This window comes from Massilia polaris (assembly GCF_012927275.1).
GTDB lineage: Bacteria > Pseudomonadota > Gammaproteobacteria > Burkholderiales > Burkholderiaceae_D > Telluria_A > Telluria_A polaris.
In genome coordinates, this window is the sequence record NZ_JABBGG010000004.1 from 178,328 (window position 1) to 190,870 (window position 12,543).

Below are 12,543 nucleotides of genomic sequence, written 5' to 3' on the forward strand. Positions count from 1 at the left end.
AGACCTAATGGACTGGACGGCTGGCTATGCATCGGATGTGGCCGCATGACACCGGCCCGCCAGGCTGAGTGGCTCACCAGGACGGGCCTGCAGCTGCTGGTCCCGCGCGACACGGCGACGCTGGCGGGATTATCTAAGCCGGGCCGGTTTTTTGAATGCCGCAGACCGCTAACCCTGGCGGTCCTGCGGCAATCCGCTTTCATGGCGGATGCTGCCGTCCGTCGTTTCTATGCCACGCCCGCCTTCGCAAACTTCTGCAAAAAACCACGTCGCGACGCTGGCACGCAACAAATTTGTGATGTGCATCACATTTCCACCAGCTTTTCCGCGATAATGTCTTCTGAATCAATTTTTCTGTGGCAACGGTAACCTGGACTCCTGAAAGCCCGGCGCTCGCCGCGCTGGCATGCTTTCACCCTGAACCTTTAGCGGTAACCTCATAAATGATAAATAAATTTCTTAAGCCTAAGAACGAGATCGAGCAGGTGCTGGCGACTTTCAAGGGCACCTTCATCACCATCGGCGTGTTCAGTGCGATCACTAACCTGCTGATGCTGGTGCCTTCGCTGTACATGCTGCAGGTTTATGACCGCGTGCTGGCAAGCCGCAATGAGGTCACGCTGCTGATGCTGACGGTGCTGATGCTGGGCGCCTTCATGCTGATGGGCGCGCTTGAGCTGATCCGTTCATTCGTCCTGATCCGCGTCGGCGCCAAGTTCGACATGCAGCTGAACAAGCGCGTGTACACCGCCGCCTTCGAGCAAAACCTCAAGAAGGCGGGCGGCAACGCCGGCCAGGCCTTGCAAGACCTCACCAACCTGCGCCAATTCCTGACCGGAAATGCGCTGTTCGCGTTCTTCGACGCGCCGTGGTTCCCGATCTACCTGATCGTGATCTTTTTCTTCGAGCCGTCGCTTGGCTTCTTCGCACTGGGCGGTACAGTCATCCTGGTTGCGCTGGCCTATATCAACGAGCGGGTCTCGCGCAAGCCACTGGCTGAAGCAAATACCATGGCCATCACGGCAACCAATCTGGCCACCAATAATTTGCGCAATGCGGAAGTCATCGAGTCGATGGGCATGCTGCCGAACCTGCTCGGCCGCTGGTTCAAAGCGCACGGCCGCTTCCTGCATCTGCAGGCCGAAGCGAGCGAAAAAGCCGGCATTGTCGGCGCCCTGACCAAGTTCGTCCAGGTATCCTTGCAGTCGCTGGTGCTCGGTTATGGTGCGCTCCTGGCAATCGAAGGAAAAATCTCACCCGGCATGATGATTGCCGCATCCATCCTGGTCGGCCGCGCGCTTGCGCCAGTGCAGCTGGTGATCGGTGTCTGGAAGAGTTTCAGTACGACGCGAAGCGCCTATGAGCGCCTGAGCACCTTGTTGGAAGCTAATCCGGCGCGCGAGGCAGGCATGCCACTGCCGAAGCCGATGGGTGCGTTGAGCGTCGAAGGAGTCACGGCCGCGCCGCCTGGGTCGAAAGTTCCGGTTGTAAAAAATCTTACTTTCGCGATTGCGCCAGGCGACGTCCTGGGTGTCATCGGCCCAAGTGGTTCTGGCAAGTCGACCCTGGCGCGCCTGCTGGTCGGTGTCTGGCCTGCCTTCATGGGTAAGGTCCGCCTCGACGGCGCCGACATCTATCACTGGAATAAAGGCGAGCTGGGACCAAACATTGGTTACCTGCCGCAGGACATCGAACTGTTTGGCGGGACGATTAGTGAAAATATCGCCCGCTTCGGCGAAATTGATCCGGAAAAGGTCGTCCTGGCTGCAAAGCGCGCCGGGGTTCATGAGCTGATTTTGCAGTTCCCGGAAGGGTATGACACCATCCTCGGGGACAGCGGCGCCGGTCTTTCCGGCGGCCAGAAGCAGCGCCTTGGCCTCGCCCGCGCAATGTATGGTGATCCGTCGGTGATCGTTCTGGATGAACCAAATTCAAACCTGGATGATGTTGGCGAGAACGCACTGGTACAGGCGGTAGGCGATCTGAAGAGCCGTGGCAAGACCATTGTGCTGATCACGCATCGCACCAGCATTATCGGTGTCACCAACAAGCTTCTCTTGCTGCGCGACGGTAACGCCCAAGCCTTTGGCCCGACCCAACAGGTGCTGGCGGCCCTGCAGGAAGCCAACCAGAAACAGATCCAGGCCAACCAGCAGGCCGCCCAGGCACAAGCTCAAGCCCAGGAACAAGCACAAGCCCAGTTGAGCGCGCAGCAGCTGGCGCAGCAAAACTCGCCTGCCGAGCCGGGCCATGGCGCGGCAGCGACGACGGAACAGGAAAAATGATGAAAGCACTTCACGACAAGAACCAGATAACGGAAGTCATTACCCATGACGTGACCCCGTTGACGGTGAAAACCGACGCAGGCGCGTACAGCAAGCTGGGCTGGATTGTCAGCCTGGTGGGCATGGGCGGCTTCCTGCTGTGGGCACTGCTGGCGCCGCTGGACAAGGGTGTGCCGCTGTCGGGGACGGTGACCGCCGAAGGCAACCGCAAGACCGTTCAGCACCTGACCGGCGGCACCATCCAGGAAATCCTGGTCAAGGACGGCGACGTGGTCAAGGCCGGGCAGACCCTGGTGCGCATGAATCCGGTCGTCGCCAAGTCGGCTGCCGACATTACCAGCGGCCAGTACCTGACCGCGCGCGCCACCGAAGCGCGACTGCTGGCGGAACGCGACGGCGCCAGGAAGGTCACCTTCCCGGCCGACCTGCAGAATGACGCGGCGGATCCGCGCATCTCTGAACTGAAGAGCCTGCAGAACCAGCTGTTCATGTCCCGCCAGTCCTCGCTGCAAAGCGAGCTGGGCGCGCTGGACGAGAACATCGCCGGCCTCAAGCTGCAGATGCGCGGCATGCAGGAATCACGCGACAGCAAGAAGGTCCAGCTGTCGCTACTGAAGGAACAGCTTGACGGCATGCGCGACCTGGCCAAGGAAGGCTATGTAGCGCGCAATCGCCTGCTGGACCTGGAACGTACCTATGCCCAGATTGGCGGCTCGATTTCTGAAGACATCGGCAATATCGGGCGTGCCCAGCGCCAGGTCATCGAACTGACCCTGCGCCGCTCACAGCGCATGCAGGATTACCAGAAGGAAGTGCGCACCCAGCTGGCCGAAGTGCAGAAGGAAGCCGAAGCCCTTGGCAGCCGTAAAACGGCGCAGGACTTTGAACTGGCCAATGTCGATGTCAAGGCGCCGGTGGACGGCGTGGTGGTAGGCCTGGCCGTGTTCACCCAGGGCGGCGTGGTCTCGCCTGGCTTCCGCATGATGGACATTGTGCCGAGCGGCAACTCGCTGGTGGCCGAAGGCCGCCTGGCTGTCAACCTGGTCGACAAAGTACACACCGGCCTGCCGGTCGAGCTGATGTTCTCGGCATTCAACACCAACACCACGCCGCATATCCCCGGCGAAGTGACCCAGGTGTCGGCCGACCGTTCGGTTGACGATCGCACCGGCGAGCCTTACTACATGGTCCGCGTCAAGGTAACCGATGCCGGCGCCAAGCTGATCGCCAAAAACAAGCTCGATATCCAGCCAGGCATGCCGGTGGACCTGTTCGTGAAGACCGGTGAACGCACGATGATGAACTACTTGATCAAGCCGATTATCGACCGTGCAAAGACTTCGATGAGCGAGGATTGATCGTGGCCCAGGTAAAATCAAATGGAAGCACCGGCCGGCTTGGCCGGACCGCATGGGCACTGGCCGTGTTGCTGGCGATGTCTGCCGGCAGCGCCAGTGCGATCAGCCTGCAACAGGCTTACCAGGCGGCGCTGGCGAATGACCCTTCCTACCGCATGAACTTTTTCGAGAATGAGTCAGGCAAGGAAAATCGCATCATCGGCCGTGCCGCCCTGCTGCCAAATATTTCAGGCAGCTATAGCGCAAACCGGGTCCGCGCCGACGTGACGCAGGAAACCTTGGGCAAGGAAAATGTTACCCATCCACGCTACACCAGCCGTAGTGCGGTGGCGCAGCTGCGCCAGCCACTGATTAATTTCGAGGCATACGCGCGCTACCGCCAGGGCATCGCCCAGGCAGGCGAGAGCGCGGAACGCTTTGAAACCAACAAGGACGCGGTGGCGGTACGAGTTGTCAGTGCTTATGTCGACGCCTTGTATGCGCGTGACCAGCTGAAGCTGGTGAAAGCAGAGCGCGATGCGTTCAGCGAGCAAATGAAAGTCAACAACCGCCTGTTCGACAAGGGCGAGGGTACCCGGACCGATATGCTGGAGACCCAGGCCCGGCTCGACTTGGCCGAAGCCCAGGTGCTCGAAGCCGAGGATGCATTGACGGCAGCCCGCACCACGCTCGAGGGCGTGATCGGCATGCCTGCGGGTGAGCTGGACAGCTTGTCGGCGTCGTTCAAGATCGACCCGCTGAGTCCCGCATCGTTCGACGAATGGCGCGCGACTTCGCTCGCCAACAATCCCGACCTGAAAGCCGCGCGCCTCGCGGTAGAAGTGGCGCACCAGGAAGTGAACAAGTCACGCGCAGGCCATGCGCCGCGGCTCGACCTGGTCGCCAGCTACAGCAAGAATGACTCCGAGACACTGACGCAGCTGAACCAGGAAACGGTCAACCGCACTGTGGGTATCCAGCTCAACGTGCCGATTTATTCCGGCGGCCAGATCAGCGCCGTGTCGCGCCAGGCAGTTGCCACGCGCGAACGCGCCAAGGCAGACCTCGATCGCCGCACCAGCCTCGTGCTGGTAGAACTGCGCAAGGCGCATAGCGTCGTGCTCAGCAGCGTGGCGCGCGTCGATGCTTTAGTGAAGGCGGTCGGCTCGGGCAAGCTGCTGGTAACTGCGACGGAGCAAAGTATCAAGGGCGGCGTACGCATCAACCTGGACATGCTCAACGCCCAACAGCAGTTGGTGGCAAGTGAACGCGACCTCGCGCAAGCGCGCTATGGCTACCTGCTCGGCTTACTGCGTCTAAAGGCGGCCTCGGGTACGCTAACAGATGGTGACGTATATCAGGTGGCCAAATACTTCGAATAGTGTGCGCTTATATTCCAGTTAAAGTTAGCGTTAAATTATTAACTGGGGAATGACATGGCCACCAACATCGAGCAGATTCAACAACTTTACATCGCCTTTTATGGCCATCCGGCAGATGCCGGTGGCCAGTCTTACTGGGGCAATATTCTTGCCACCGATCCCAACGCCATCCCGACAATTGCCGCCACGTTCGCGCAACGCGCGGAGTATTCTGCGACCTTTGGCGGCAAGACCAATCCGCAAATCGTAACCATCCTGTACCAGAACCTGTTCGGCCATGCGCCGGACAGCGCCCAGCTTGCGGAGTGGTCGGGCAGGCTGGATTATGGAACTAATCTCGGCTCCGTCATGACCGGCATTATCGGCAGCGCCGCCGCGGCAGATGCCTCGGTGCTGGACATGAAAGTCCGCGCCGCGACCGCATTCACCGCATCGCTCGACACCACGGCCGAAACCCTTGGGTTCGGGACCAACGCCGGTCACGCCACCGCCAAAGAGTACCTCGCGTATGTGCACGACGCGCTGTCGCTGAACGCGACCACCACCCCATTCGCACTGAATCTCGTCACCTCCGACATCGTCGCGCAGACGGCCTGGTCGATGCCGGCCCGCGTCGACCAGCAAGTGCAGGAACTCTACGTCGCCTACTTCTCACGCGCGGCCGATGCGGGCGGGCACGACTACTGGACTGCGCGGCTCGACGGCAATCCTGCCAATCCAAGCCTGTCGGCGATGGGAGGTGCTTTTGCCATGTCCCAGGAATATCGTGACGAATACGCGCAGGCGACCAACGAACTGAAGGTCGCCAATGCGTACGAGAACCTGTTCGGACGGGCAGCGGAGCCTGCTGGAGTGGCGTATTGGGCGCAGCTGATGAACGCGGGCACCCTTACCATTGACGCCGCGGTCACTGCGATCGCCGACGGCGCGCAGGGAAGCGACAAGTACGCCTACGGCGCCAAAGTCGACGTGGCGCAGGCCATTACGGCAGCCATCGATACGCCGCAGGAAGCGCAGGCTTATACGACTGCCAGCGCGAATGCCACGGTAGCGGCCTATATCGCGCAGGTCAAAGATGTCGCCAGCTTCAATGCCGCGATCGCCCCTGCCGCAATCGATGCGCTGATTGCGTCCCTGGACGGTACGTCTGGCACCGTTCCGCCACCGCCGCCACCTGTGTACGGTGACCTTCAGCTAATCGGCATCGGCACGCAGGAAGGGTTGCCGGGAATCTTCTAAACAGCGTGCGGCTGGGCTTGCGGTGCATCTTCCTGCTTCGTCCCGTAGCAGTGCGGGCACGACACCTCGTACACATATTCAGGCGCCAGTTGCTGGCGCGGCGTAACGATCGCACGGCAAGCAAAACATTGAACCGTCGTCGACGGTTCCAGTTGCGGATTCAGCGCGGTGCGGTAATCGAACACGAAGCAGTCGCCCGTGTAGTGGTCGCCGCCAACGTCCTCGAAATACTTCAGGATGCCGCCTTCCAACTGGTACACGTTCTCGTAACCGATGTCCTGCATATGGATGGCCGCCTTCTCGCAGCGGATTCCGCCGGTGCAGAAGGTGACGACGGTCTTGTCGTTCAGCTCATCCTTGGCGGCAGCGATCACCGCCGGAAATTCGGTGAACTTGTCGATACGGTAGTCGATCGTGTTGGTAAACGTCCCGACATCCACTTCAAACGCATTGCGCGTATCGACCATCACGACTGGCCGGCCCGTGTCATCGTGGCCCTGGTCGAGCCAGCGCTTGAGCGTCGCCGCGTCCACGGCCGGCGCGCGGCCGAGTTCCGGCTTGATCAGCGGCATGCGCATCGTGATGATCTCGCTCTTGATCTTCACCAGCATGCGCTTGTGGGACTGTTCTTCCGACAGGCTTTCCTTTACTTCGATATCGGCGAAGCGCGGGTCGCTGCGCAACCAGGCGAGGTAGGTGTCGATGTTGGCGCGGGTACCGGAAAGGAACATGTTGATGCCTTCCGGCGTCAGCAGGATCGTGCCTTTCAGGCTTAGCTCGGCGCAGATGGCCTGGTACTGCGGGCGCATCTCTTCAGTGTTGTCAAAGGTGACAAATTTGTACGCGGCGATGTTAACGTAAGGGGTAGCGGCTTGCATATCGGTTCAGTGCATAGAGACGAGGCCACATTATAAAGCAATGGCCTTATCCACAGTGTGGCCTTACAATACCAGCCCAAGTTATCCAACCGGCAATTTAGGCGCCGTTATCGATGAAATCGCTGAACATCCCCTACAATCCGCGCATTGACCAGCTCAGGTGGCTGGCCGCCACGATGGTGTTCCTGTTTCATTTCTATCTCGAATGGCGCGGCCTCGGCGGTCCCGGAGTCACCTCTCCCTGGTTCGGATTGATCACCGAGGGCCACACCGGGGTGGGGCTGTTCTTTACCTTGTCCGGCTTCCTGTTCATGCAGATCGCACTGCATCAGACCGTCATCAACTATGGTGACTTCATGCGCAACCGCTTCCTGCGCATCTTTCCCCTGTTCCTGACCGTGTTCCTGGTGGCGACCTCGATAGGGCGCGACAAGTTCCAGCCGCAGGATATTTTCTACGTCCTGACCACCAACCTCGGCCTGGCGCCGACGTCGCTCAGCGTGATTACCGGCGCGGCCTGGACGATTTCGCTTGAGTTCCTGTTTTACGCGATTTTCCCGTTCCTCGCCCGGTTCGCGATGGAGCGCGGCGTGCGCTATTTGTTGAGCCTGATCCTGCTCCTGTTCTTCTTCAAGGTAGCGGCGTTCACCGTCAACGAGAACAGTACCCACATGTACTTCAGCACCTTCGTCGGGCGGTTCGACCAGTTCCTGATCGGCATGATCGGCGCGATGCTCTACCAGCAGAAGAAAGCGGCATTGCACCGCGCGGCTCCCTGGCTTGTCCCGGTGGCTTTATTGCTGGCCCTCGCCAACAGCGCGCTCCAGGCGAAGACGGCGAGTTTCGGCCAGCATCCGCATTCCGCGTTCTGGATCATCTGGTCGACGCTCGAAAGCACCGCTTGGGTGGCCGTGATCCTCGCATGGGTATCGTTCGACAAGGCGCTGCCGGCCTGGCTCGAGCGCGTGATGAATCACGGCGGCAAGATCAGCTTCTCGTTCTACCTTTTGCACATGGCTGTACTGCATGTGTTCGCGGTTGGGGCGCGCATGGCCGGATACGCGGGAAAAGTCACATGGCACGACTTGTTGTACATGCTGCCGATCGCGTATGGCGCAACCTGGGCGCTGTCTGCGTTGACCTACATCGTGATCGAAGAGCCGTTCCTGCGCATGCGGCGGGGATATGGTAAGGCGAAAACGGTGCCGCTGGCATCAGCGGCCTGACGGGGTCCAACGCGAAAACACGGAGTAGGGCGGAAGAGCCCGGAGGGCGTCATCCGCCGTTTGGGCGTTGCGGTGACGAATTCGCCGAATCATGGATCCCGCCTGCGCGCACTGCTGTCCGGAATAAGCTTGTTGACTTCAAAACCGTCGCCCTCGCGAAAGCGGGGGCCTAATTTGCCGCAAATTTTTGCTGGCACGCGCGGATGCTGTGATTATATTTACCCGAGAATCGCCCACGCTATAATTTAGCGAGGCAGGTCGGGGGAGATGTCATGAAGCGCTGGCGAATACAGGACGCAAAAGCAAGATTTCCTGAGCTTATCCATGCAGCCGCAGTTGACGGCCCCCAGGACATTACTCATCACGGCAAATCGGTTGCTGTCGTCCTCTCGCGCGACGCCTTCGATTGTTTGTCCCAAAACAGCGAGACGCTCGTTGCCTTTATGCAGCGTTCTCCGCTATACGACCTTGATGAGCTGGAGCTGGACCGCGCCTTGTAGCTCAAAATGTCAAGGATTTCGTCTCCTTGCCTGTTGCAACAATTGATCCCTGGTCGGACCCTTGAATCAGCTGCCAGTGTTCGCGGCACTGTAAAATACCGTCCTTTGCACAGCAGGAAACCGGATCATGAGCATGGATGTCCTCGAAGTCGGAAATGAAGCGCCCCTGGCGCCCGCCAAGCCAGTCGCCCCGGCGTTCGTCCACCTGCGCGTGCACTCGGAATACTCGATCGTCGACGGCCTGGTGCGCATCGACGACGTCGTCGCCTCGGCCGCCAAGGACAAGCAGCCCGCGCTGGCGATCACCGACCTGTCCAACCTGTTCGGCATGGTCAAGTTCTACAAGGCCGCGCGCGGCAAGGGCATCAAGCCGCTGATCGGCGTGGACGCCTGGATCTCGAACGACGACAACCGCGACAAACCGAGCCGCCTGCTGCTGCTGGCGAAGAACCGCATGGGCTACCTGCAGCTGTGCGACCTGCTGTCGCGCGCCTGGCTCACCAACCAGCACAAGGGCCGCGCCGAAATCCGTCCCGAGTGGCTTGAAGCGCTGGCCACCAGCGAATCGACCCTGACGCCGGGCGAAGACCAGAGCAATGGCCTGATCGTGCTGTCCGGCGCCCACTTCGGCGACGTCGGCACCGCGATCGAAAACGGCAACCTCGCGCTGGCCGAACGCTGCGCCCAGCGCTGGACTTCGGTATTCCCGGGCCACTTCTACATCGAAGTACAGCGCGCCGGCCAGGCCAACCAGGAAGCCCAGGTCCGCCAGGCCGTCGCGCTCGCGGCCAAGCTTGGCCTGCCAGTGGTTGCCACGCACCCGATCCACTTCCTGTCGCGCGACGAATTCATCGCGCACGAAGCGCGCACCTGTATCGCCGAAGGAGAGATGCTGGCCAACGCCAAGCGGGTCAAGCGCTTCAACGAAGAGATGTGCTTCAAGTCGCAGGCCGAGATGGCCGAACTGTTCGCCGACATGCCGGCGGCGCTGCAAAACTCGGTCGAAATCGCCAAGCGCTGCAACGTCGTGCTCACGCTCGGCAAGCCGCAGCTGCCGAACTTCCCGACCCCGCCGGGCATGACGATCGACGAATTCCTGGTCGCCGAATCGAAGGCCGGCCTCGAGCAGCGCCTGCTGCACCTGTACCCGGACCCGGTCAAGCGCGAAGCCGAGCGCCCGCGCTACGAAGCGCGCCTGAAGTTCGAGACCGATACGATCTGCAACATGAAGTTCCCGGGCTACTTCCTGATCGTTGCGGAGTTCATCAAGTGGGCCAAGGAAAACGGCGTGCCGGTCGGCCCGGGCCGAGGCTCGGGTGCGGGCTCGCTGGTCGCGTATTCGCTGCTTATTACCGACCTCGATCCGCTGAAATACAACCTGCTGTTCGAGCGCTTCCTGAATCCTGAACGCGTATCGATGCCCGACTTCGACATTGACTTCTGCCAGGAAGGGCGCGACCGCGTCATCCAGCACGTCAAGGACCTGTACGGCAAGGAGGCGGTCTCGCAGATCGCCACCTTCGGTACCATGGCCGCAAAAGGCGCGATCCGCGACGTCGGCCGCGTGCTCGATTTCGGCTACAACTTCTGCGACGGCGTCTCAAAGCTGATTCCGTTCAAGCCGGGCAAGCCGGTCACGATTGCGGACGCGATCGAAGAAGAACCGATGCTCAAGGAGCGCCTCGAGAACGAGGAAGAGGTCAAGCAGCTGCTCGACCTCGCGCAGCAGGTCGAAGGCATCGCCCGTAACATCGGCATGCACGCCGGTGGCGTATTGATCGCACCTGGCAAGCTGACCGATTTTTGCCCGCTGTACACGCAGGGCGGCGACTCCGGCGTGGTGTCGCAGTACGACAAGGACGACGTCGAAGCCGTCGGCCTGGTCAAGTTCGATTTTTTGGGCCTGACCACGCTGACGATCCTCGATCGCGCGGTCCGCTACATCAAGCAGCTCGACCCGGCGGCAAATGCCGACTTCGCGCTCGAGACGCTGCCGCTGAACGACAAGGCTTCCTACGACCTGCTGACCAAGGCGAAGACGGTAGCGATCTTCCAGCTGGAGTCGCGCGGCATGCAGGGCATGCTGAAGGACGCGCGTCCCGACCGCTTCGAAGACATTATCGCGCTGGTTGCGCTGTACCGTCCGGGCCCGATGGACCTGATCCCGGACTTCTGCAAGCGTAAGCACGGCGAAAAATTCGACTACCCGGACCCGCGCACCGAGTCGATCCTGTCCGAAACCTACGGCATCATGGTTTATCAGGAACAGGTTATGCAGATGGCGCAGATCGTCGGCGGCTACTCGCTGGGCGGCGCCGACATGCTGCGCCGCGCGATGGGTAAGAAGAAGGCCGAAGAGATGGCCGAGCACCGCGAGATTTTCCGCGCCGGCGCCGCCAAGGATGGCCTGTCGACCGAAAAGGCCGACGAGATCTTCGACCTGATGGAAAAATTCGCGGGCTACGGCTTCAACAAGTCGCACGCCGCCGCGTACGCGCTGCTGTCGTACCACACGGCCTACCTGAAGGCGCACCACACCGCGGCGTTCATGGCGGCCAACTTGTCGCTCGCGATGGACGATACCGACAAGATCAAGATCCTGGTGGAAGACAGTCTCGACGTCTGCCACCTGACCTTGCTGCCGCCGGATATCAACCACTCCGACTACCGCTTCACGCCGGAAGGCCCGCCGCCGTCAAGCACCGGCAAGCGCGTCACCAACATCCGTTACGGGCTGGGCGCGGTCAAAGGGTCGGGGCAGTCGGCGATTGAAGCGATCATCGCCGCGCGTACCAGTGGAGGCCCGTTCAAGGACCTGTTCGACTTCTGTAAGCGGGTCGACCGCAAGCAGATCAACCGCCGCACGATCGAATCGCTGATCCGCGCCGGCGCGATGGACTGCTTCGGTGTCGACCGCGCGATTCTGCTGGCGTCGGTCGCGTTCGCGGTCGAAGTGGCGGACCAGGCGCAGGCCTCGGTCAACCAGGTCAGCCTGTTCGGCGGCGACGACAGCGACCTCGTGGCGCCGCCCGAGTATGTCAAGGCGGTGCTATGGACGGACAAGCAGAAGCTATCCGAAGAAAAGATCGCGCTCGGTTTCTACCTGTCTGGGCACATGTTCGACACGTATGCAGGCGAAGTGCGGCGCTTTGCGCGCACCAAGCTGGCCGACCTTGATCCGTCGCGCGAGCCGCGCATGCTGTGCGGCGTGATTACCGGCGTGCGGCCGCAGATGACCCAGCGCGGCAAGATTTTGATTGTCACGCTGGACGACAAGACGGCGGTGGTCGAAGTGACGGTGTACAGCGAAGTGTTCGAAGCTAACAAGAACATCTTCAAGGAAGACGATTTCCTGCTGGTGGTCGGCAAGGTCTCGGAAGACCGCTTCAACGGCGGGCTGCGGATCACAGCCGAGAAGGTGTATGACCTGACCGCGTCGCGGATTCACTACGGCCGCCAGGTGGGGCTGTTCCTGCCGGCTGCGGTGCCGACGGCGAAGATCGCCGAAGTATTGAAGCCGCACCGCGCGCAGGAAGGCCTGCCGGTGGCGCTGCGCCTGAAGCCGGAAGGTGTCGAGTGCACGATCCAGCTGGGGGATGACTGGCTGGTGGCGCCGTCCGATGCCTTGACCCTGGCGCTCGAGCAGGTGCTCGGAGCGAAGGAAGTCGCGATCGAGTATTAACCACTCCCGTCGTT

The 12,543-nt window shown here is 61.0% G+C and carries 9 protein-coding genes; 8 read left to right on the forward strand and 1 reads right to left on the reverse strand.

The window, feature by feature from the left end; genetic code table 11:
• Positions 1-45 precede the first annotated feature (45 nt).
• The 5 genes from HHL21_RS08825 (at position 46) to HHL21_RS08845 (ending at position 6,243) form a co-directional block, all read left to right on the forward strand.
• Positions 46-369 (forward strand): hypothetical protein, encoded by a 324-nt coding sequence (locus tag HHL21_RS08825; protein WP_169464883.1) that lies wholly within the window; start codon positions 46-48, stop codon positions 367-369.
• Between the two features lie 74 nt (positions 370-443).
• Positions 444-2,285, forward strand: a complete 1,842-nt coding sequence (locus HHL21_RS08830) for a type I secretion system permease/ATPase (protein ID WP_169464884.1) — start codon at positions 444-446, stop codon at positions 2,283-2,285.
• A complete protein-coding gene (locus HHL21_RS08835) occupies positions 2,285-3,643 on the forward strand; it encodes an HlyD family type I secretion periplasmic adaptor subunit (RefSeq protein WP_169465162.1) in 1,359 nt (452 codons plus the stop codon). The genes HHL21_RS08830 and HHL21_RS08835 overlap by 1 nt, the downstream gene beginning before the upstream one ends.
• Positions 3,644-3,645: 2 nt before the next feature.
• Positions 3,646-5,004, forward strand: a complete 1,359-nt coding sequence (locus tag HHL21_RS08840) for a TolC family outer membrane protein (RefSeq protein ID WP_370659690.1) — start codon at positions 3,646-3,648, stop codon at positions 5,002-5,004.
• Between the two features lie 54 nt (positions 5,005-5,058).
• Positions 5,059-6,243 (forward strand): DUF4214 domain-containing protein, encoded by a 1,185-nt coding sequence (locus tag HHL21_RS08845; protein WP_169464885.1) that lies wholly within the window; start codon positions 5,059-5,061, stop codon positions 6,241-6,243.
• Here HHL21_RS08845 and HHL21_RS08850 read toward each other — a convergent pair.
• Complete coding sequence (locus HHL21_RS08850) at positions 6,240-7,121, reverse strand: sulfurtransferase (protein ID WP_169464886.1); 882 nt, start codon at positions 7,119-7,121, stop codon at positions 6,240-6,242. The genes HHL21_RS08845 and HHL21_RS08850 overlap by 4 nt on opposite strands.
• Before the next feature lie 113 nt (positions 7,122-7,234).
• Between HHL21_RS08850 and HHL21_RS08855 the strand changes: the two genes are divergently transcribed.
• The 3 genes from HHL21_RS08855 (at position 7,235) to dnaE (ending at position 12,529) form a co-directional block, all read left to right on the forward strand.
• Positions 7,235-8,347, forward strand: a complete 1,113-nt coding sequence (locus tag HHL21_RS08855; protein ID WP_169464887.1) for an acyltransferase family protein — start codon at positions 7,235-7,237, stop codon at positions 8,345-8,347.
• A gap of 272 nt (positions 8,348-8,619) precedes the next feature.
• Positions 8,620-8,847, forward strand: coding sequence for a type II toxin-antitoxin system prevent-host-death family antitoxin (locus tag HHL21_RS08860; protein ID WP_169464888.1), 228 nt, complete (start codon positions 8,620-8,622; stop codon positions 8,845-8,847).
• 133 nt (positions 8,848-8,980) lie between these two features.
• The gene (gene dnaE / locus HHL21_RS08865; protein WP_169465166.1) at positions 8,981-12,529 is read left to right on the forward strand and encodes a DNA polymerase III subunit alpha; all 3,549 of its coding nucleotides are present in this window, start codon (positions 8,981-8,983) and stop codon (positions 12,527-12,529) included.
• The last annotated feature ends 14 nt before the right edge of the window (positions 12,530-12,543 follow it).